This window comes from Winogradskyella haliclonae, from assembly GCF_014635865.1.
Lineage (GTDB): Bacteria > Bacteroidota > Bacteroidia > Flavobacteriales > Flavobacteriaceae > Winogradskyella > Winogradskyella haliclonae.
The window spans coordinates 1,666,443-1,686,526 of record NZ_BMDQ01000001.1 but is presented as its reverse complement, the minus strand read 5'-3'; the positions used below and the strand labels follow the sequence as shown (position 1 = coordinate 1,686,526).

Genomic DNA, 20,084 nt, shown 5'->3' with positions numbered 1-20,084 from the left:
GACAACCTCCTAATTTTATAATATTATTATGTTAGTCGCCATCGCTATCTTGGAAATCAATAGCAAAGTCTAATGCTTGACGCATATCTACTTTTATCAATGGTACCATAGCCTGCATGACTTCATAAGTTGTTAGGACTTGTGTGTTGTTATTTTCTATTTCGTTAGAAAAATTGTTACCTAAACCATTAATCGAAGTTCTTACCGCAGTAAATTGGCTTTGTATTGCGGTTACGATATCATCAGAATCTAAAAACTGTAAATATGTACGTAAAGAAGATCCTGTAGTTGAACCATTATAAGCTCTACCAACAAAGAAATTTTCTAAAGCAGTTAAAGACTCTAAGGCTAAGGTTTTAGACACATCACCTTTATAAAAAGCTTCTACTCTATCTGGAAAAGTTTGGCCTGCAGAAAAAACACCTGCTGGAGTTCCTACTTTTTGAGCTCTGAAGCCTTTCTCATAAGCGAATATAAAATCATTGGCAATCTTATTGAAGGAACCGTTTAATCCATTTTCTGTTGCTGAAATAAATTGATCTTTATAGGTATTTTGCCAATCATTCAAAATCTGGTTATTAAGCGATAACATTCTAGACATGACATCTGTCATGTACGTCATATAACCTGATGCATTTGTATGAGTTGTAAACTTATCTAAAGCAGTAGCATCTCCTGTAGCTATACCATGAATTAAATAATCGAACGCTGGAAAACCTTGATCAACTAATACAGACGTTAAATCATAAGTACCAGAAGCCGCATAACCATCTATCTCAGTTTCAGAAACAGGATAGATGTTAAAAAATCTAACAAAACCTCTATCATCCGAAGTTGTATTTACATCCTCAGCCTCACCTATGTTAAAAAGCTCTACATGTTGCCAAACGCTATAGGCTTCTAGCCAAGCTGCACTTAAAGCGTCAAGATTAGTTTGTGTTTGCGAGTTAACAAAATTTGCTCGAGCTACATCCATAGCTGATAACTTTACGCCTAAATCCTGAAATGCAGGAATTATGATATTATCCGCTAGATTGGTTAATAATTCTGTACGATTAAAACCATCTCCGTTGTTTCCATTGTTACCATCATCAGATGAGCTACATGCAGCAATTGCAACACATAAAATCAGCCCAAAAATTATTCTTTTTATCATAGTTTTATTTATACAACAAATGTCATTAACTCATCGGAAATGACATTTGTATTTTTAGTTTTTGCAAATATATAGCATTTATTCAATCTAAATAAATACTTTTTAAGGTGCAGCTTGAGCTACTGTAAAATTACCAAAACGGTTTGCAATTGCTGTAGATATAGTATCTAGTATTGTAGTATCACTAGCTATATCCCAAAAACCATTTCCTTCTAATAAATCCGCTAAAAACGCATCAACTTCTGCTTTTGTAAAATAAGCACTGTTAGAATTAGGCTGACGTGTAAACTGTAAACTGTAAATAAATCCGTAACCTTCAGATAAATCATGGAAAGCGGAACCATTATCACCGTTTAGGAATGCATTTTTTGCAGATTGTAAATAGTAAACACCTCTTACACCTATTACCTGTGAAACTTTTTCTCTAATGATTTCTGCTTGCTCGTTACGTACATCATAGTTTTTCTCTACAATTGCAGCACGACCTAGTTTTAAAGCATCGTAAATATCTTGAGCTATACCATTAAAATCAGGGTCATCATTTACTCTGTCTAAGTATTTATTTAAGAAGCTATCCGATCCTCCTAGACCTTCGCCTATATCTAATAATGGGTTAGAAACACTAGAAGCGGTACCAAATAAGTATCCATAAGCCTCATCCCAATCGTGCTCCATATCTGTGTAGTTTTTACCTTCAACTAAAGTGCCGTTATCATTAGCTTCAGTAAAACCAGATAATAAGCCTTCACTTATATAGTTATTAAGCATTTGATCTGCCATCATAGCACCTATCAAACTTTTATTGAATGCTTGATTAAGCTCTAAACCTTTAGCATTTACATAACGTGTAGAACCATCTTGCGCAACACCTTCATTAATAAATCCAGCGTTTCCTGCACTTGCGGCATTTCCCCATTCAGGATATACATCATTTACTTGTTCAGCAATCCAACCATCAAAGTCAGCTAGATTAGAAATATTAGCAGAACCTCCGAAAAAATCAAAAGAAGCAGCAGTTTTGCTTCTTACTTTTTTAGTTGTTGCAGCATTTAACTCAGCATCTGAGAAATTATCACCTGTATTATTAAACATACCGTCGATTTGAGCTTCAGTAAATGAAGTATTCTTCAATGCAGAAATAATTTCTTCAGCCATTTCAATTCGTTGAGTCTGACCGGTAAAACTAATTGTGGTTTGACCATTTCTTAAGAATTCATATGTTGCCGGTGCAACGACTTGATTTGGATTACCACCGTCATCATCACTTGAACAGGATGTAAACAGGCTTCCGATTACAAATAAACTTAGAGCTAACTTTTTCATTATTTTGATTGTTTTTTAATTTTATTTAGACTTGTTATAAATAATTTGATGCAAATATAAACGCACAATACTATTTGCCAAAATTTATTTAGATTAATTTTAAATAAGTTTTACGCACTTACCAATTGTTTCACAATCTGATTTAAATTTAGGTGGAATAAAGTCCCATTTACAAGGTCTTTTAAAGCTTTTAATTCTAAAAAATCAAAGTTTATTTTTTCGTCAAAAACTTCAATTACGACATTTAAGAAATAAGTGTCTTCATTAAAATCACTGTTAGTTTCTAATATTTCTAAAGATGATTTTAAAATATTTTGAAACTTAAGAAGTTCATCTTCTGTAAAAGAGAATACCTTTTTATTAAATCCCAATTGTATTCTATTAAATTGGTTAATTATGCAGCGCTTTAAAAAAAATGATGTGCCAAAATAATTGCAATAGATTAAATTGATATCATCCATGTCAATTGAGGATTAAGTTATAATCAATATCATCTAAACCTAATAGAACATCTTTTTTTTGAGATTTTTTATCGGTAAATGATAATAGGGTTTGTAACTCAGTAATCTCTTGTCTATTGAACATCATTATCAAATTTTCTTGATTAGATGGTATGGGTATTTTTCTTTCCATATTAGCACAAGCATATTTATGCTCCCAATATTCAACTTCTATACCATCAACATAAGATTTAAGCCTTTTTAGTTCCTTTTTTGTTAACGCAAAAAATAAATTATTAAAAATAAGGTGGAATGATTTACAGTTAGTACAAAATGAAAGTTCTCCACTTTTAACCCTTGAAATTGTTTTTATACTATTACACATAGATTAATATTTTAATAACAGTCCATTTTAATCTGCTCATTATTTTCGAATGTACTTAAGGGCTGTTTTAGTTTTTCTGTTGTTATATCATTGAGTACTTCTAATACTCTATTTTGCATTGCTATTGATCCACAAATCATCACCACTCCGTCAGTATTTAAAATCCTAGCTATCATGTCAGCATTTTCTTGGATTACATCTTGTACATATACCTTTTTTCCCTCTTCTTGAGAGTACGCGACATGAAAACTTGATAAGGTTTTTTTATTAAAAGCCTTATCAATAAATTTCGAATAAATTTCTAAAGAGTCATGGGTGCGACCACCCCAAAATAAATGAGCTTTTACATCATTACTTTTGTCATTAATCATTCCTAGAAAAGGTGCTATACCAGTACCATTAGCTATCATAACAACTTCTTTTGCGTAAGTTGGAAAATGAAAATCTAAGTTTCTTCTTATTTTGGCTTTAATCATTGTTTTTTGAGTTAATTGACTTAATTGTCTGGAACATACGCCAAACTCATGTCGCTTGATACTTAAAAGGATATTATCTTCTACGCGACCAATAGAATATAAACGTTCGACGTTATCGTCTTCTGGGTAAAATGCAAGCAAATCGCCAGATTGAAATTTTTGGATAAACTGAGGTCTTAATTGTAGTATAAATGTATCGTCTACATTAATTTCAGTATGACTGATAACTTCAAAATTGCTTAGCTTCTTTCTATTTATTGTAGGCTTATTTAATTGTATTTTTAGATTTAGAGATGTGCTATCGTTCCATTGTCCTAACCAGGTCTTAAATGCTTCTAAAGACTGATTATTGATTTTGAACAAAGGGAGATTGGGCATAAAGCTTTTATTCTTTTGAAGTAATGCATCTACAATTATTGCATATTTACAAAAGTTTGGATACATTAATGAGCCAAAACCAACAACCGAGTATTGTATGGTCTGATTTTGTTTTATGACATCTAACAAAGTTTCAAAATTCTTAGCATTACTTGGTGCTTCACCTTCTCCATAGGTTGCTGTAAATACAATAAGATGCTTAGCTCTTTTATATGATGTATAATTGTTTAGTTGGTCTATAAATACAGAAGTTGTTTTTAAACACATTGCTTCAAAAAACTGTTTAGCAAAACGCTGTGTATGTCCAGTCTCAGAGCCCACCAAAATGATATACTCAGCGGTATCTTTATCAGAAATGTTTTGCATTTTACTACTACTCCTTTTTTTTCGTTTTAAAGTCATCGCAAATCCTGAATACATAAAGAATAGAATTGCAAAACAAGTAAGCAATAGCAATATTGCCCATAGAAAATTTCCTTGACCGGTATGCAGTTTTAAACTTAAATTTGAAGCTAATAGTGGCAATGGGAAATCACCTTTACTTATAATATCACCTGAGTATTGGTTAATGTACAATTCCTTATTTTCTAGCTTTAAAACAAAATAATCTTCTTCATCGTCCGAAAACGGAAATTCTAAATGCTTGAACTCATTTAATAGTGTTGCATTAAATATTTTAAAATCCTTAACTGCAATTTTTTTAGAATTTTCGCTTATTTGGGTTTTAGTGTGTGTTATTTTATTTGATGGTAGAACATCAAATTTTTCAAGCGACAAATAAATTCCTGAAATAGTTATAATTACCAATGGAATTAATGCATATCTACCAATAATAACATGATAATATTGTGCAAATTCTTCCTTGACAACCTTACTAAAGAAACGTTTAAAACCGCCTTGTCGTTTTATGATTAATTTGATACCAGTTATGGCTATTAAAAACAAAAAGAAAGAAAACAAGCCTACTAAAAATCGTCCGGTTGATTTAAGAAATAAAGACCTGTGAAGGTTAGTGGCAAATTCAAAAATCGATGCTTTTTTAATGATGTCACCAATTTTTTTTCCAGTAAATGGATTGATATAAAATCGATTACTTCTCCCCTCTTTTGTAATGACCGATGCTATTACAAAATCATTTTCATCTTTTTTTAAAGTAACAACTTCATTATACTCATTTTGCAATGTTTCAATGGTTTCTGCCAATGATAAGTTACTTGCAGAAGTTATTGCATAAGGCTTTATTTGATTTGAAATAGGCTCAAATGCTAGAATTATACCTGTAACTGTTGCTAAAAAAATGAATATAGCTGAAGACACAGCCAGTATCATATGGCTGTATCTCCATATAGAAATTGTCATTTACTTTCTAAATTATTGGGGTATTAAACGAATATATCGGATAAATCCTTTTCCGTCTACTTTGCTTTTAACAGATTCAGAAGTTAACTCGAACTCAACATCATCTTTAAAATAATCTTGGTCTTCCACAGCCGACTCAAAACGGATTTTATATCCTCTATCAATAAACTCATCTTCTATTTCAATGATACTAATAGCACGTTCTCCTCCACTAATAGTAGCTCCAGTAATGGCATCAATATCTGTGCGCTTTCTTCCTTGGAATTTCCACCATTCAGTAATATCATGATACCATTCTTCATCATCACCTTGTACATATATCGTTTTTTCATAATCGCCTTGCGGATTTAATAATGAAATTACAATATAAGCACCTTCACCAGTGTAATTTGTCATCTGAATCATACACTTGTATGCAGAAGATGGTTGTTTTGTTGTAAACCCAAATAATAGTAAAACAGTTAAAGCCAGTAAAGGTGCTATTTTGAATGTATGTGTATTTTTCATATTCTATTTTAAGAAATTAATCTTGATTGCATTTTTTTTAAGCAGCTCGTTTTCTTTTGCTAAATCGTAAACAGTTTCATCAAAATCTGTTTTGATGGTTTTATCAGCCCCAATAGATATTAAATATTTAAGAATGTCTTGATTTTTAGCCTTCATTGCCGCCAAATGTAATGGTGTTAACCCATCATCGTTTTTGGCATTAACATCTATCTTAAATGACTCTATTTCCTTTAGCAAAGCAATGTTATTCTTTTCTATAGCTAAATGGTAAAGTGATTTTCCTTTGCCTTGAAGTTTTTTAACATCCAAACCTGCTTCTATGAGCAATGCCAATTTAGCATTAAAAGTTTCTGGTTTGTCACTTCTGTAGGTATTCAATAAATAATACATTAATGTGTTTCCGTCAGCATCAATAGTATTAATATCTGCTTTATTTTCTATCAAGAATTTAGCAACTTCAACTTTATTTCTATCAATAGCCATAGCTAAAGCAGAGCGTCCGTTTTTATCCTTTGCATTTATATCATTTACATAAGCTGAAAGAAATTTTACAACTTCTAAAGAATTGCTATTGGCTGCATTCATAAATGGTGAGTCTCCACCTTCATCTTGAAGGTTAATATCTACACCTTTACTTATAAAATATTTGTAAGTCCTTAAGTCATCGCTATTATACGCAATAGCATGTAATGGGTTTCTTCCTCTGTTCCCAACAACATTCGCTGAAACGCCTAGACTTTCTAGATACTTGTATAATTCTAAAGTATTTTTCTTACCTCTAGTCCCTTGGCTTGCCATAATCATGGCATTGCCGCCTTTTATATTAGCTTTCTTATATGGCAAGTCTTGCTGAATTAACCAGTCTAACATTTTTATGTCACCACCTTTTGCAGCATAATTGAAGATGCCATTGCCGTTATTATCAGTACTTGTCAAATCAACTTTATGAGACAAAAAATAAGTAACTAAATCTCCATTTTTTAAGAAAGGAGCGACTAATAATAAGGCGTTGGCACCGTCATGATTTTTCTCTTTTATAGGGTTAGCACCGTGTTCTAATAAAAAATCATAGAGCTTAGTATTTGTTTGTCCGGTAACAGCTGCAAAATTTAAAACAGAGTATCCATGGCTATCAATCAAATCTGTCTTTGCACCATTTTCAACCAAATACTTCATTAACTCTAAATTGTCCTTATATGCTGCCCAAAAAATATAGGTCCGACCATCATGAGTTAATTTATTAACGCCATTCCCTTTTTTTGACAATAAATATTTTATGGTTTTATTATCTACTTTTTCTATTAAAGCATAGGACACTGCATCAAAAGCAGAACGATTAAGCTCAGCCACATCATGACCTTGATTAATTTTGCTATCAATATCTGAGATAGAAGGATTAGACTTCCAAAAGTCTCTATCATGAAAAATATTAGACTTTTGGGCAAAAAGGGATGTTGAAACAGATACTATTAAAAGTAATGTTATAAAGACTAGATTTTTCATACGTCATTACTTTTTTACAAATGCTTCAATTACTTTTTCTATATCGCCTTTTGCAGTCATATCATCATCAAAAAGATGTTTATACAGTACTTTATTATCAACTTTTTTCCTCAAGTTTAAATCCATATTACGTCCATAAACATCATCCCATTTTGTCCTTACAAAAACCCATTTTTCGTAATGTTCTTTCCACCAATCTTGTGCCGCTTGGCAGCGACTATCATCAACTTTTTTATAGGTGTTATATCCTTTTTCATGTGCTAGTACTACGTCATCTTTACCGTCTTTTCTTATTATCTTAGCATTGTCTTGGTCATGAACCCAACCATAATCAGTAACCTCATGTCTATTACCTCTCATAGTAATGTTATAATCGCTTCGTTTTGTATACTCGCGTCTTGGTAAAGGCGCTGTTGTTGTATTCTCCCAATAACTCTTTCCATCTACATGTACCCAAGTTCCTGAGCCTTCGTAACGAGGGCTATCATCAACTTGAAATACCTTTTGAGTCCACTGCCCTTTTACATCGTTTTTATCTTTCTGCATAAAGTTCCACTCATTATCTCCATTATACATATAGAAATCTGTATTCTCGTATAACCAATCTTGTCTCCAATGCTTAACTATATATGGCTTGTTTGGAGGTCCTACTTGTAATAAGTGCTGAATAGATACTTTATCTTTACCATCATCCACGAGTTGCGCCCACTCTAAACCTTTGTCTGTTTTTGTTTTTGATGGCTTATAGAGTGAATCTTTAGAAAATTGAAAGGTTTCTGCAAAATTGAAAGTCACCTCAAAGCAACCACACATTTCTTTAATAGCCTCTTTGTCTTTCTTCTTCTTTTTTTGGGCATTTACAGTAAGTGAAAATGCTAAAATTAAACCTGTAAGTAGTATTGCTTTTTTCATTTTAGTTAATGATTAATTTTTTTGAAAATATTTTATTCTTATTTAGATTGAATTAAAATAACTTATATATTTGCAGCAAAAATAATTAAGAATGAGTCTAAATAAAAATTATTTCTGTATTTATTTTCTACTTTTTTTTCTGAGTTATTCACAGGCTCAAGAAACCAAACCTGTAAAAAAAGATTCTACAGATACAGAGAAATTAGATGAAGTCTTGATTACTGCAACAAGAACTATAAGGCAACTATCTACTGTGCCACTTCCTGTACAAATTATAACCAGAAAACAAATACAAGCTATTAATTCTGTCCGTTTAACTGATTTACTTAATGAATATACTGGTCTTATTACAGTCCCAGATTTTGGTGGTGGTGAAGGTATTCAACTGCAAGGTTTAGACTCACAATATGTTCTTATTCTTTTGGATGGTGTTCCGTTAGTTGGACGCTCTGCAGGAACATTAGATTTGAATCGTGTTACTGTAGGCAATATTAAGCAGTTAGAAATTGTAAAAGGACCTTCGTCTGCTTTATATGGGAATGAAGCTTTGGGCGGTGTTGTGAATATAATAACTGCTGACCCTATAGAAGGTTTCTCGGGCGATATTAGTCATAGATTGAGTACATTTAATAATAACGATACTAATCTTAATTTAAGTTTTAAGGAAGAAAACTTTGGTATTACTGCTTTTGTCAACAGGTTTAGTAGTGATGGCTATGACTTAAATCCTTTTAATCAAACCCAAACCGTTGAGCCCTTTAAGACCTTCACTATATTTTCAAAGCTTACTTATGACTTTAATGACGATACTCGACTTACTTTTTCAGGAAGGTATTTTCAAAATGATCAAGATAATGTTGGTGAAAACGTCTCTACAGGAGAAGTCTTTAGAGGCGAAAGTAAAGAAGAAGACTTGAATGGCACACTTTTACTAAATCACACTTTCAATGAAAAATGGAAAGGACAATTAGAATTTTATATTTCTAATTATAACACTATTGAGTTTCTGAATGATGATGTTGGAGATAACTTCACCCAATCTGAATTTGACCAATATTTTATAAGACCAGAAGTAAGGGCAGTCTATACAATAAATAAAAACAATGAGTTTGTATTAGGTGCTGGCTATACTAAAGAGACATTAGATAGAACTAATTTTTCAATCTCACCAGAATTTAACTCACCATATTTATACGGACAATATGATTTTAACCCTATCAAAAAAGTAAATATTATTGCTGGATTTCGCTATGATTCTCATAATGTATATACTGATCAATTGAGTCCAAAATTGGCAATCCAATATGATATTACTAAAAAACTATCCCTAAAAGGCTCCCTAGGCTATGGTTATAAAGCCCCAGATTTTCGACAACTATTTTTAGACTTTACCAACAGTCTAGTGGGTTACACTGTATTGGGTTATAATGTAGCTCCTCAAAGATTACAAGATTTAGCGGATAATGGCTTTTTAACCGCTGGTAGTATAGCCAACCTACCCAATATTCTGTCAATGTTTAATGAAGACCTACAAGCTGAAAGTTCTGTAGGAATAAATATTGGGGCCGAATTTAAACCAACCAATTCTATAAAAGCGAGTATTAATTTCTTCAGAAATGATGTTTCTAATCTAATAGATGTTATTCCTGTTGCACAGCGTTCTAATGGGCAAAATGTATTTAGTTATTTCAATCGTAATGAAGTCTATTTTCAGGGATTAGAATTGAATTCGTCTTGGGCAGTCAATAAAAACTTCACCATATCTGGTGGATATCAATACTTAATTGCAAAAGACAAAGAAGAAAAACAAGACTTCGAAGACGGTAGAGTCTTTGGAAGAGACCAAAGTACCGGCTTAGACTTTCAGTTAGATAAAAATGATTATTTCGGGCTTCCTGGTCGTGCTCGTCATCTTGGGAATTCTAAATTATTCTACAAGAATATAAAGGGAAATTTTGATGCAAATCTTCGTGTACAAGTTTCTGGAAAGCAAGGTTTCATGGATACTAACGGCAATGGTTATGTTGATAATTTTGATGACTTTTTGCCAAGTTATGCTATTTGGGACATAGCATTGAACAAAACATTTTTCGAAAATTATAGGATGAGTCTTGGTGTAGATAACCTTTTTGATTTTACCGACCCAATCTCTAATCCGAACGATAATAATTCTATTACACAAATACCTGGTAGAATGTATTATGCAAGAATAAAAGTGAATTTTTAAAACAATAAATAGATATGAGAAAATTTAAATTTTTAAGCTTATTTGCACTACTGACAATTCTGATAACATCGTGCAGTAGTGATGACGACGGTCAAACACTTGTTCCTATTGAATCCGAACAAATCACAAATTTATTTGCTGATATTACTGGTGGAGGTATGGGACAACCAGATGAAGGTCCCTTTACTAAATTCGATTTTGAATCTGGTAGTATTACAACTAGTGATACAGATTGGGATATTGCATTTAGAAGTACCGCAATAATTGTTAATGGCGGAACTACTCAAGGTACAGTTGGTGAACCAGAAAGAAATGGTAACGCAGCAGCATATGTCGCAGAAGATACTTTTGCTAATGTCACAGAAGTAGATGAAAGCCTCTTTAGACAAGATTCGCCGACTGAATTAGCAATAATAAGAGCATCAGGAATGGGTTGGTATACCTACACAGGGCCACCACCTTTTGGTACTAATCTAATTTTACCTACACCTGGTAGAGTATTAGTTTTTAGAACGAGAGATGGAAAGTATGCAAAAGTATCAATCGACAGTTATTATCGAGATAATCCGCCTGAGGACCAATTAGACGCTCTAGTTAATGAGCCACGCTACTACACTTTTGATTATGTGTATCAACCAAATGAAGGTGTAACTACATTTGAATAATCTTCCTATTCAGGTTTAATATAGAAATAAAGGCTTTAGATAAATTTTATTTTTCTGAAGCCTTAATATATTTTTTACTTTGAAACTAAAACTAATAGCAAAGCGTATTTTAATACTTTTCGTTTGTTTAATCATGGCCTCAATGCTAGTGACAGTATTATACTTAAGTATGTAAATTTTGTTCTAGAATACTAGTGGTAATAATTGAAGATTTTACTAGCTTCATTATAAGCACTTTCAAAAGCCATAGCGCTTAAATCATGTGCGTTTTGCTGGGTAAAATACGATAACATTTTCTCGGTTGGCATGTTGCCAGTAAGTTCATCTTTTGCCATTGGACAACCACCAAATCCTTGAATAGCACCATCAAAACGTCTGCAACCCGCTTTAAATGCAGCATCAACTTTCTCATGCCACGTTGTTGGTGTTGTGTGTAGATGCGCACCAAATTCGATATGAGAATATTTTGGAATTAAGTTTGAAAACAGATAATCTATATTCTCTGGATTAGAGCTGCCTATTGTATCGCTTAAGGACAAAATTTTTACGCCCATATTGGCCAATTTTTCGGTCCACTCACCTACGATATCTACATTCCATGGATCACCATATGGATTCCCAAATCCCATAGAAATATAAACAACAACTTCTTTGTTACTTTTATCTGCAATTTCTAAAATCTCAGAAAGTGTGATTACAGATTGCGCAATAGTTTTGTGTGTATTACGCATCTGAAAGTTTTCAGAGATAGAAAACGGAAACCCTAAATAGTTAATTTCTTGATGTTTTGATGCATCATTAGCGCCACGTGTATTAGCAATAATAGCCAACAACTTACTTTTTGTCTTACTTAAATCTAACTGAGATAAAACCTCAGCAGTATCTACCATTTGAGGAATAGCCTTTGGCGACACAAAACTCCCAAAATCAATAGTATCAAAACCAACACGTAATAAAGACTGAATGTATTGTACCTTCTTTTCTGTAGGTATCCAATCCTTTATGCCTTGCATAGCATCTCGTGGGCATTCAATAAGTTTTACGTGGTTTTTCATGTAGGTCAAATATAAGACTTAGTAGGTCGATATCATAGCCTGTAAATTACAACACTATAAAAACTGCTATCCCAATAAAAACAATAATCTGAAGCCATTTGAACATCAAACCAGAGTTTTTATTTTTCAGTAATGAACGCTTTATAGTATTCGCTAAAAGGGCTATTGACGAAAAAATAATAAAAGACACCACAATAAATAGACCTCCTAAAACATAAAACTGTAGCACAGGGCTCAAAGTCTCACTAAATAAAAAAGTAGGAAAGAATGCTAAAAAGAAAATGGTCACTTTAGGATTAAGTACATTCATAAAAAATCCCTGAATAAAGAGCTGTTTCAAACTTTTTTGAGGCGCATTTTCAGTATCGATGTATATTTTGCTATCAGATTTATACACCTTATACGCTAGATACAAAAGATACACTGCACCAAGAATTTTTATGCCTAAAAAAATATTATCATTATCTCTAATTACTGCAGATACACCAAATGCAAGCAAAGTTGTATGTATAATACAACCGATCATTAATCCAGCTACAGTAGCTAGTGCGTGAGTTTTACTATTAGTTAAACTCTGAACAAGCACATATATATTATCTGGCCCTGGAGATATGGCCAAAGCTGCTGTTGCAGACATGAACAACAAAAGTGTTTCGTAATTCAAACTATAAATTTTAGCTAAAATAAACGAAAACACGTAATAACAAAGTTATAAACAATAAAATTTGTAGCAATAAACTTACTTAATTTTTCGTTTTATCTGATTTTTATTGTTTTTCATAGTTAAATTCTTATTTTCGGCACTATATAAAACTATCAACCAATGTTATCAAACATTTCCCCTAAGCAAATTTTACTTATTGCTGTTGTTTGCTTACTAAACTTAACAAGCTACGGACAGGCTGATGAGTGTGGGTTTAAGTACACGCCTGAAGCACAACAGTATTTCAATTCTATAAGACAAAAAATTAAATCTCTAGAAGAAGAATTTATACAACAGCGCCTATCATCAAACTCAACGGTGATTACATCTGTACCTATAAAAGCACATATTATTCGGCAAACTAATGGTTTAGGTGGACTTACGGTTTCAGAACTCAATGACGCCATTACTGAGATGAATGCTATTTATGTAGATGCTGGACTAGAATTTTTCCTCTGTGACGGAATTAACTTCATAGATGATGATAACTTTTACAGTTACGAGACCAATGACGAAGCACAATTATTTGCAGACCATAGTCAAACAAATATTATGAATATCTACTTCACCAATTCTGTGGTAAGTAGTACATCTGGAGGAAGCTTATGTGGTTATGCGCGTTTCCCAGGTGGTGCAATTACCGAAAATATTTTAATGGCTAATTCATGTGCTACCAATGGCAGTACACTATCTCATGAGGTTGGCCACTTTTTTGCTTTATCGCATACTCATGGTAATAGTAATACACCAGGTTCAACTGCTGAGTTAGTAGATGGATCTAACTGTGCTACTACTGGAGATTTTATTTGTGATACGCCTGCTGATCCTCAACTTAGTTATGGAAACGTAAACTCTAGCTGTATTTATACTGGTAGTACTCAAGATGCCAATAGTGATTTTTATACACCAGATCCAGAAAACTTAATGTCATATTCCAGAAAAGAATGCAGAACTCAGTTTTCTTTACAACAATTAGCTAGGATTAGTGCAATTTATCAGTCATCACGTAACAATTTAATTTGCCCTAGTTTTAATGCAGATTTTACTGCTAACGAAACACAAAGCTGTTTACCTAACCTAACCGTAAACTTTACTGACAACAGTATAGGTGCAACATCTTGGTCATGGGATGTAGATGGAGATGATATAATAGATTACACAACTCAAAATGTAACACACACGTACAATACAGCTGGCGACTATGACGTAGCACTTACTATTTCTGATGGAACGACTAGTATTAGCAAGATGAAATCTGACTATATTAATGTAGGTGCACCAGAAATAAGTACAACCACTATAGAATTAACCCTAACTTTAGATGATTGGCCAGATGAAACCACATGGCAACTTTTAGATGAAAATGATATGGCTTTGTATTCTGGCGGACCTTATATTGAAGGTACTGATGATTTTACTACAAAGATAGAAGTCTTTAACATAAACCCTAATTCATGCTACTCGTTTGTAATCGCTGATGCATATGGAGATGGTATTTGTTGTGCTGAAGGTAATGGCTCTTATGAGTTAAGAGCGGCCGACAACACCTTATTAGCAAGTGGAGGGTCTTATGGTTTTGGCACAACAGATAATTTTAGAAGCGCAAGTGTTTTAAGCTTGAACAAATTTAAGACATCAACCATAAAATTATTTCCTAATCCCTCTTCAAATATTTTAAATATACAATCAGAATATCTTCCTGACTCTTATGAAATAATAAGTACTTTAGGTCAGGTTTTAAGAACTTCCGAAATCAATTCAATTTCTGAGTTCTCTATAGATATTAAAGAATTAAAAGAAGGTTTATACTTTATAAAACTAAATAAAGATAATGCTAGTCAGACATTAGCATTTGTAAAAAACTAAAATTTTTGAAAAAGAATACATTATTAAAAAGGGCGTATTTATTGCGCCATTTTTAATATCGCCTGATTAATAGCTTTAACCAAGCTCGGACCTTCATAGATAAAGCCAGTATATATTTGTAGCAAGTCAGCACCAGCTTCAATTTTTTCGAGAGCATCTTCTGCCGAATGAATACCTCCTACACCTATAATTGGGAAAGACTTTCCGCTTTTATCCGCTAGGTATTTTATAACTCTAGTTGATTTTGCTTTTATCGGTTGTCCGCTCAAACCACCGTTTCCAATTTGAGCCAAGCGTTCGTCAGATGTTTTTAAATCATTTCTATCTGTTGAAGTATTACTTGCAATAACACCATCGAGATGAGTTTCCTTTACGATTTCTACAATTTCATCTAGCTGACCATCATTTAAATCTGGTGCTATTTTAAGAAGAATAGGTCTCTTTATATTGAAAGCTGTATTGGCTTGTTGAACATCCCCAATTAACTCTAATAAATAATCTTTATCATTAAGCTTGGCATGACTATCCACATTTGGGCAACTCACATTCAGTACAAAATAGTCAACGTAAGGATGCAGCGCATTAAAACATTCTAAGTAATCTTTAGTATAATCTTCGGGCTTGGTTTGGGTGTTTTTACCAATATTTCCACCGATAATCAATTGCCCTTTATTTTTTTTGAGTTGTGCTATTGCAGCTTCTAAACCTTCATTATTAAAACCCATTCGGTTAATAATCCCTTGATCTTCTTTTAATCGGAATAAGCGTTGTTTGGGGTTTCCTGCTTGACCTTTAGGTGTTACAGTTCCTATTTCAATAAATCCAAAACCGAAATTTGCCAGTTCGTTATACAACACTGCATTCTTATCAAAACCCGCAGCTAGACCAACAGGGTTCTTAAATTTTAATCCAAAAAGCTCACGCTCTAGCCGCTTGTCTTCTATTAGATATAGGCTTCTAAACAGTGCTTTTAATCCTGGAATTTTAGACAAACCCCTAATTAATGAAAACGTAAAATAATGAATCTTTTCAGGGTCAAATTGAAAAAGAATAGGACGGATTAGCGACTTGTACATGCCTTGTGTTTTACCCTGCAAAAATACATCAATTTATAGCAAATAAAAAGAAAGTAAATCTGTGCTTGCACTATCCTTTTTCAATCTCTATTTTTGGATAAAATGAAACTAAAAATGATAAACAAACAACAACTCATAGACCGCTTTATAAGTTATGTTACCATAGATACCGAATCTGATCCAAACTCAGATACGACACCAAGTACAACAAAACAATGGGATTTGGCAAACAAACTTGCCGATGAACTTAAAGCCATGGGCATGAGTGATGTCTCTATAGACGACAACGCTTACATTATGGCAACCTTGCCTAGCAATGTAGACCATGACGTTCCGGTAATTGGTTTTATCTCTCATTTTGATACTACTCCAGATTATACAGGCGCCAATGTAAAACCACAGATTGTAGAAAATTACCAAGGCCAGGATTTGGTGCTAAATGCTGAAGAAAATATTGTTTTGTCACCAGATTATTTTGAAGACTTACTACTCTACAAAGGACAAACCTTAATCACCACAGATGGCACAACACTTTTGGGTGCTGATGATAAGGCTGGCATTACCGAAATTATGGAAGCCATGAAACACCTCATCAATAATCCCGAAATAAAACACGGCACTATAAAAGTTGGCTTTACACCTGACGAAGAAATTGGTCGTGGTGCACATAAGTTTGATGTTCAAAAATTTGGAGCTGATTGGGCGTATACTATGGATGGTAGCCAAATTGGCGAATTAGAATACGAGAATTTTAATGCTGCAGGTGCCGTTGTAAAGGTAAACGGAAAGATTGTACATCCAGGTTACGCTAAAGGCAAAATGGTAAATAGCATGTATTACGCTAGTGAGTTTGTTAATGCCTTGCCAAAACACGAAACACCAGAACATACTGAAGGTTACGAAGGTTTTTTTCATTTATATGCTGTTAATGGCGAAGTGGAATCTACAAAGCTAGAATATATTATTAGAGACCACGATAAAGACAAGTTTGAAGCACGCAAATCACTAATGCAAAAGATTGCTATTGACCTCAACAACAAATATGGCAAACCTGTTTTTGAAATAGAGATTAAAGACCAATACTACAATATGAAAGAAAAGGTTGAACCTGTCATGCATATTGTTGATATTGCTGAAGAAGCGATGAAAGCTCTAGACATAACTCCTTTAATAAAGCCCATACGTGGTGGTACAGATGGCTCACAGTTAAGTTATATGGGATTACCTTGTCCTAACATTTTTGCTGGCGGGCATAACTTTCATGGACGCTATGAGTATGTACCGGTAGAGAGTATGATTAAAGCTACTGAAGTGATTTGTAAGATTGCCGAATTGACGGCGGACAACTATAAATAAGAATTTATTGAGTAACTTCATATTACTTAAAATCAAAAAATATGAAAAAAGTCTACTCCGTTGAAGAATATATAGAAACTAATAATCATTGGCAAGATGCTCTTGAGCTGTTGCGTGGTATTGTTTTAAAAACAGAACTAAATGAGGCTATAAAATGGTCTGCCCCAGTTTATGATCTTAATGGAAAAAATGTATTAGGTTTAGGCGCTTTTAAACACCACTTCTGCATTTGGTTTTTTAATGGTGTGTTTTTAAAAGATGAACACAAGCTTTTAGTCAATGCACAAGAAGGTAAAACAAAAGGCTTACGTCAAATGCGTTTTGATAAGATTGAAGATGTTAATAAAGACCAAGTATTGGCCTATGTAAAAGAAGCTATAGAAAATCAGCACGCCGGCAAAGAAATAAAAGTTGAACGTAAAGGTAAAACTGTTGTTATCCCTGAAGAATTAAAAGCAGCTCTAAACAATGACCAAGATTTGCAATTGGCCTTTGAAGCTTTGACGCCAGGAAAACAACGTGAATATTGTGAGCACATTGCCTCTGCAAAAAGAGAAGCGACTAAGCTATCTCGATTAGAGAAAATTACACCTATGATTCTTAACGGGGTTGGGCTTCATGATAAGTATAAGAATTGTTAGCTTTAGATATTACAAATAAAAAAGCCACTCTTTCGAGTGGCTTTTAATATTATATACCAAGCAATTACTTTGTAGTTGCTGGTTTATTTAGCTTGTTACTCATTTCCATAGAAATTGCAGAACGATCAAACTTAATTTTTCCAGCTTGTGTTTCTATAACACAGCTATTGTCTTTATCGTTTAGCTCTGCCACCTTTCCGTACATACCACTTTTGGTAATAACACGATCACCACGTTTTAATGCTGATGCAAAGGCTTTTTCTTTTTTAGCACGTTTCATCTGTGGTGCAATCATAAAGAAATACACTACAGCAAACATAGCTATAAATGGTAAAAATGAGCTTATTCCTTCTCCCATGAATTTTAATTAATCGTGGTTATGACCTTCGTGACCTGGTCTTGTACTAGATTTCTTTGGTTGAGCTTGTAAGATGCTTGAAGTACCAGCATTTGCCTGAGCTGGAGTTTTTGCATTAGGGTCTTTTTCTACAAAAGCTGTAATCTTTACTTGCTCATTACCTTTAGCTGTATTAGTAGTCATAGTAATGGCTTTAGTAACTTTGTTACCATTACCTTTTCCATTAAACTTTACTGTAAATTCACCTGTCTCACCAGGAGCAACTTGTTTTGTGTAGTTAGATGGTACTGTACAACCACAAGTACTTTTTACATTACTTACTACTAACATTGAGTTACCAGAATTTGTGTACTTAAATGTAGTTTCAACCGGTGTCCCGTTTTCTATTGTACCAAAATCGTGAGTTTCTTTATCAAACGTAATCACTGGTAAATTTCCAGCATTAGCATCACGCTCTGCTGCTAGTGCAACATTTTCAGAATTCACTTTGCTAGAAGCATTATCCTTACATGATGTAAAGGCTAGCATACATATTGCACCAAGGCCTAAAATAACTTTTTTCATCGCTATGTTTTTAAATTAATTTTAAATATTTCTTAATCTATCGCCAAATGTAATAATAATTTCAACGAATAAAAATTTTTAATACACCCTTAACAGATAGTAAACTATAGAATTTACGGGCTTTTTACATCAAACCTCGCCCAATCTTGTTATGAATATTATTTTGCTTATACTCTTTTACAATCTTATCCAAAATACCGTTAATAAACAAGCTACTTTTTGGTGTTGAGTATTCTTTAGCAATCTCTAAATACTCATTAATGGTCACTTTTACAGGTATTGAAGCAAATTTTTGAAACTCACATAGTGCCATTTGCAATAAGACGCCGTCCAAGCTTGCCAATCTATCAGCATCCCAGTTGGTCGTTTTTGCCGCAATTTCTTCTGAAAATTTTGATGCATTTAAAAGTGTTTTAACTAATAAATCCTTAGCAAAAACTTTATCATCCTCATCTTTATATAATTCAGGAATTAAATACGTTTCAGGTTTTGTTAGTTTAAGCTTAGTGAAAGTTTTAACAATAGCAGTATTTACAACTGGTAAATCGTCTACCCAAGTGATTTGTTTGTCTTCAAAGTAATCAAAAAGCTTTTCGTTTGGTGCGATAATTTCAGAGTAGATATCTACCATAAAATCTTTATCTTCCTTTAAATCAGAAGCACCTTTAGACATATATTCTTTGTAAATATCACTTTCTAGAATCGCCTTGTAAATAATATCTACATACTCAAAATCTAAATCCCAAAAATTAAGTTTTCGTTTTTCGATGATTTCCTTAAGCATTGTATTATTACAAATAAACTCAAGCACAGCATTATCAGCAAACTTTCGGTTTGGATTGATATCTTCTTCTGTAGCAAGTAATTTTTTTTGAGAGAGTTCTAGTTTAGAATTCGCTTTCTTTTGCAACTCAATCAATAAAGCCATCATGGCGAAGTATAAATCAGACATTTTATCGATACTCTGAAAAAGGAATTTTTCATCTTTTGAAAAGTCATCACTTTCTGTGCCTTTAAAGGCGAATAAAGATTGCATAACCTTAATACGAATGTGTCGTCGATTGAGCATATGTAAAGAACTTATTTTAAATCATTAAAAAAGGTGAAACCGTATTTAGTTTCACCCTGCAAAAA

19 protein-coding genes are annotated in these 20,084 nt (G+C 33.1%); 5 read left to right on the top strand and 14 right to left on the bottom strand.

The features are described 5' to 3' along the window. Nucleotides 1-31 precede the first annotated feature (31 nt). The 8 genes from IEV10_RS07815 to IEV10_RS07780 all read right to left on the bottom strand — a co-directional run bounded on the left by IEV10_RS07815 (nucleotide 32) and on the right by IEV10_RS07780 (nucleotide 8,439). Nucleotides 32-1,156 carry an imelysin family protein gene (locus IEV10_RS07815; RefSeq protein ID WP_188374117.1) on the bottom strand — a complete coding sequence of 375 codons (1,125 nt, stop codon included), beginning with the start codon at nucleotides 1,154-1,156 and terminating at the stop codon, nucleotides 32-34. A 102-nt stretch (nucleotides 1,157-1,258) separates the two neighbouring features. Then, complete coding sequence (locus IEV10_RS07810; RefSeq protein WP_188374116.1) at nucleotides 1,259-2,479, bottom strand: DUF4856 domain-containing protein; 1,221 nt, start codon at nucleotides 2,477-2,479, stop codon at nucleotides 1,259-1,261. A gap of 110 nt (nucleotides 2,480-2,589) precedes the next feature. Then, nucleotides 2,590-2,850, bottom strand: coding sequence for a hypothetical protein (locus IEV10_RS07805; protein WP_188374115.1), 261 nt, complete (start codon nucleotides 2,848-2,850; stop codon nucleotides 2,590-2,592). Nucleotides 2,851-2,941: 91 nt separating this feature from the next. Further along, the gene (locus IEV10_RS07800) at nucleotides 2,942-3,304 is read right to left on the bottom strand and encodes a DUF6686 family protein (protein WP_188374114.1); all 363 of its coding nucleotides are present in this window, start codon (nucleotides 3,302-3,304) and stop codon (nucleotides 2,942-2,944) included. Between the two features lie 11 nt (nucleotides 3,305-3,315). Continuing rightward, complete coding sequence (locus IEV10_RS07795) at nucleotides 3,316-5,517, bottom strand: PepSY domain-containing protein (protein ID WP_188374113.1); 2,202 nt, start codon at nucleotides 5,515-5,517, stop codon at nucleotides 3,316-3,318. Nucleotides 5,518-5,529: 12 nt separating this feature from the next. Continuing rightward, the gene (locus IEV10_RS07790) at nucleotides 5,530-6,024 is read right to left on the bottom strand and encodes a DUF2271 domain-containing protein (RefSeq protein WP_188374112.1); all 495 of its coding nucleotides are present in this window, start codon (nucleotides 6,022-6,024) and stop codon (nucleotides 5,530-5,532) included. A gap of 3 nt (nucleotides 6,025-6,027) precedes the next feature. Continuing rightward, nucleotides 6,028-7,527, bottom strand: a complete 1,500-nt coding sequence (locus IEV10_RS07785; RefSeq protein WP_188374111.1) for an ankyrin repeat domain-containing protein — start codon at nucleotides 7,525-7,527, stop codon at nucleotides 6,028-6,030. Between the two features lie 6 nt (nucleotides 7,528-7,533). Continuing rightward, complete coding sequence (locus tag IEV10_RS07780; protein WP_188374110.1) at nucleotides 7,534-8,439, bottom strand: DUF6607 family protein; 906 nt, start codon at nucleotides 8,437-8,439, stop codon at nucleotides 7,534-7,536. Nucleotides 8,440-8,530: 91 nt separating this feature from the next. On the opposite strand from IEV10_RS07780, the gene IEV10_RS07775 reads away from it, so the two are divergent. After that, on the top strand, nucleotides 8,531-10,666 hold the full coding sequence (locus tag IEV10_RS07775; protein WP_188374109.1) for a TonB-dependent receptor plug domain-containing protein: 2,136 nt from the start codon (nucleotides 8,531-8,533) through the stop codon (nucleotides 10,664-10,666). Nucleotides 10,667-10,680: 14 nt separating this feature from the next. Further along, nucleotides 10,681-11,331: an HmuY family protein gene (locus IEV10_RS07770; protein ID WP_188374108.1), complete on the top strand. Its 651-nt coding sequence runs from the start codon at nucleotides 10,681-10,683 to the stop codon at nucleotides 11,329-11,331. 191 nt (nucleotides 11,332-11,522) lie between these two features. Here the strand turns inward: IEV10_RS07770 and IEV10_RS07765 are convergent, their stop codons facing one another. Together IEV10_RS07765 and IEV10_RS07760 are read right to left on the bottom strand one after the other, a co-directional pair. Next, nucleotides 11,523-12,386: a hydroxymethylglutaryl-CoA lyase gene (locus IEV10_RS07765; RefSeq protein ID WP_188374107.1), complete on the bottom strand. Its 864-nt coding sequence runs from the start codon at nucleotides 12,384-12,386 to the stop codon at nucleotides 11,523-11,525. A gap of 46 nt (nucleotides 12,387-12,432) precedes the next feature. Further along, nucleotides 12,433-13,023, bottom strand: coding sequence for a LysE family translocator (locus IEV10_RS07760; RefSeq protein WP_229719628.1), 591 nt, complete (start codon nucleotides 13,021-13,023; stop codon nucleotides 12,433-12,435). A gap of 186 nt (nucleotides 13,024-13,209) precedes the next feature. Between IEV10_RS07760 and IEV10_RS07755 the strand changes: the two genes are divergently transcribed. Further along, complete coding sequence (locus tag IEV10_RS07755; RefSeq protein WP_188374105.1) at nucleotides 13,210-14,955, top strand: T9SS type A sorting domain-containing protein; 1,746 nt, start codon at nucleotides 13,210-13,212, stop codon at nucleotides 14,953-14,955. Nucleotides 14,956-14,993: 38 nt separating this feature from the next. Here IEV10_RS07755 and IEV10_RS07750 read toward each other — a convergent pair whose 3' ends face one another. Continuing rightward, entirely contained in the window at nucleotides 14,994-16,031 is a 1,038-nt protein-coding gene (locus IEV10_RS07750) for a quinone-dependent dihydroorotate dehydrogenase (protein WP_188374104.1), read from the bottom strand. Nucleotides 16,032-16,145: 114 nt separating this feature from the next. On the opposite strand from IEV10_RS07750, the gene pepT reads away from it, so the two are divergent. Both pepT and IEV10_RS07740 read left to right on the top strand, forming a co-directional pair. After that, nucleotides 16,146-17,387 carry a peptidase T gene (pepT, locus tag IEV10_RS07745; RefSeq protein WP_188374103.1) on the top strand — a complete coding sequence of 414 codons (1,242 nt, stop codon included), beginning with the start codon at nucleotides 16,146-16,148 and terminating at the stop codon, nucleotides 17,385-17,387. A 41-nt stretch (nucleotides 17,388-17,428) separates the two neighbouring features. Then, nucleotides 17,429-18,028 carry a YdeI/OmpD-associated family protein gene (locus tag IEV10_RS07740; protein ID WP_188374102.1) on the top strand — a complete coding sequence of 200 codons (600 nt, stop codon included), beginning with the start codon at nucleotides 17,429-17,431 and terminating at the stop codon, nucleotides 18,026-18,028. A gap of 64 nt (nucleotides 18,029-18,092) precedes the next feature. Here the strand turns inward: IEV10_RS07740 and yajC are convergent, their stop codons facing one another. The 3 genes from yajC to nusB all read right to left on the bottom strand — a co-directional run bounded on the left by yajC (nucleotide 18,093) and on the right by nusB (nucleotide 20,019). Then, nucleotides 18,093-18,386, bottom strand: a complete 294-nt coding sequence (yajC, locus tag IEV10_RS07735; protein ID WP_188374101.1) for a preprotein translocase subunit YajC — start codon at nucleotides 18,384-18,386, stop codon at nucleotides 18,093-18,095. A 9-nt stretch (nucleotides 18,387-18,395) separates the two neighbouring features. Next, a complete protein-coding gene (locus IEV10_RS07730; protein WP_188374100.1) occupies nucleotides 18,396-18,950 on the bottom strand; it encodes a DUF1573 domain-containing protein in 555 nt (184 codons plus the stop codon). A 124-nt stretch (nucleotides 18,951-19,074) separates the two neighbouring features. Next, a complete protein-coding gene (nusB, locus tag IEV10_RS07725; protein ID WP_229719627.1) occupies nucleotides 19,075-20,019 on the bottom strand; it encodes a transcription antitermination factor NusB in 945 nt (314 codons plus the stop codon). Between the last annotated feature and the right edge of the window lie 65 nt (nucleotides 20,020-20,084).

What these genes read in the sequence shown, in the direction of transcription:
- IEV10_RS07780 (WP_188374110.1), bottom strand. Translation starts at nt 8,439, where the DNA reads ATGAAAAAAGCAATACTACTTACAGGTTTAATTTTAGCATTTTCACTT.
- IEV10_RS07815 (WP_188374117.1), bottom strand. Translation starts at nt 1,156, where the DNA reads ATGATAAAAAGAATAATTTTTGGGCTGATTTTATGTGTTGCAATTGCT.
- IEV10_RS07795 (WP_188374113.1), bottom strand. Translation starts at nt 5,517, where the DNA reads ATGACAATTTCTATATGGAGATACAGCCATATGATACTGGCTGTGTCT.
- IEV10_RS07775 (WP_188374109.1), top strand. Translation starts at nt 8,531, where the DNA reads ATGAGTCTAAATAAAAATTATTTCTGTATTTATTTTCTACTTTTTTTT.
- IEV10_RS07755 (WP_188374105.1), top strand. Translation starts at nt 13,210, where the DNA reads ATGTTATCAAACATTTCCCCTAAGCAAATTTTACTTATTGCTGTTGTT.
- IEV10_RS07730 (WP_188374100.1), bottom strand. Translation starts at nt 18,950, where the DNA reads ATGAAAAAAGTTATTTTAGGCCTTGGTGCAATATGTATGCTAGCCTTT.
- IEV10_RS07740 (WP_188374102.1), top strand. Translation starts at nt 17,429, where the DNA reads ATGAAAAAAGTCTACTCCGTTGAAGAATATATAGAAACTAATAATCAT.
- pepT (WP_188374103.1), top strand. Translation starts at nt 16,146, where the DNA reads ATGATAAACAAACAACAACTCATAGACCGCTTTATAAGTTATGTTACC.
- IEV10_RS07765 (WP_188374107.1), bottom strand. Translation starts at nt 12,386, where the DNA reads ATGAAAAACCACGTAAAACTTATTGAATGCCCACGAGATGCTATGCAA.
- nusB (WP_229719627.1), bottom strand. Translation starts at nt 20,019, where the DNA reads ATGCTCAATCGACGACACATTCGTATTAAGGTTATGCAATCTTTATTC.
- IEV10_RS07760 (WP_229719628.1), bottom strand. Translation starts at nt 13,023, where the DNA reads ATGTCTGCAACAGCAGCTTTGGCCATATCTCCAGGGCCAGATAATATA.
- IEV10_RS07750 (WP_188374104.1), bottom strand. Translation starts at nt 16,031, where the DNA reads ATGTACAAGTCGCTAATCCGTCCTATTCTTTTTCAATTTGACCCTGAA.
- IEV10_RS07790 (WP_188374112.1), bottom strand. Translation starts at nt 6,024, where the DNA reads ATGAAAAATACACATACATTCAAAATAGCACCTTTACTGGCTTTAACT.
- yajC (WP_188374101.1), bottom strand. Translation starts at nt 18,386, where the DNA reads ATGGGAGAAGGAATAAGCTCATTTTTACCATTTATAGCTATGTTTGCT.
- IEV10_RS07810 (WP_188374116.1), bottom strand. Translation starts at nt 2,479, where the DNA reads ATGAAAAAGTTAGCTCTAAGTTTATTTGTAATCGGAAGCCTGTTTACA.
- IEV10_RS07800 (WP_188374114.1), bottom strand. Translation starts at nt 3,304, where the DNA reads ATGTGTAATAGTATAAAAACAATTTCAAGGGTTAAAAGTGGAGAACTT.
- IEV10_RS07770 (WP_188374108.1), top strand. Translation starts at nt 10,681, where the DNA reads ATGAGAAAATTTAAATTTTTAAGCTTATTTGCACTACTGACAATTCTG.
- IEV10_RS07785 (WP_188374111.1), bottom strand. Translation starts at nt 7,527, where the DNA reads ATGAAAAATCTAGTCTTTATAACATTACTTTTAATAGTATCTGTTTCA.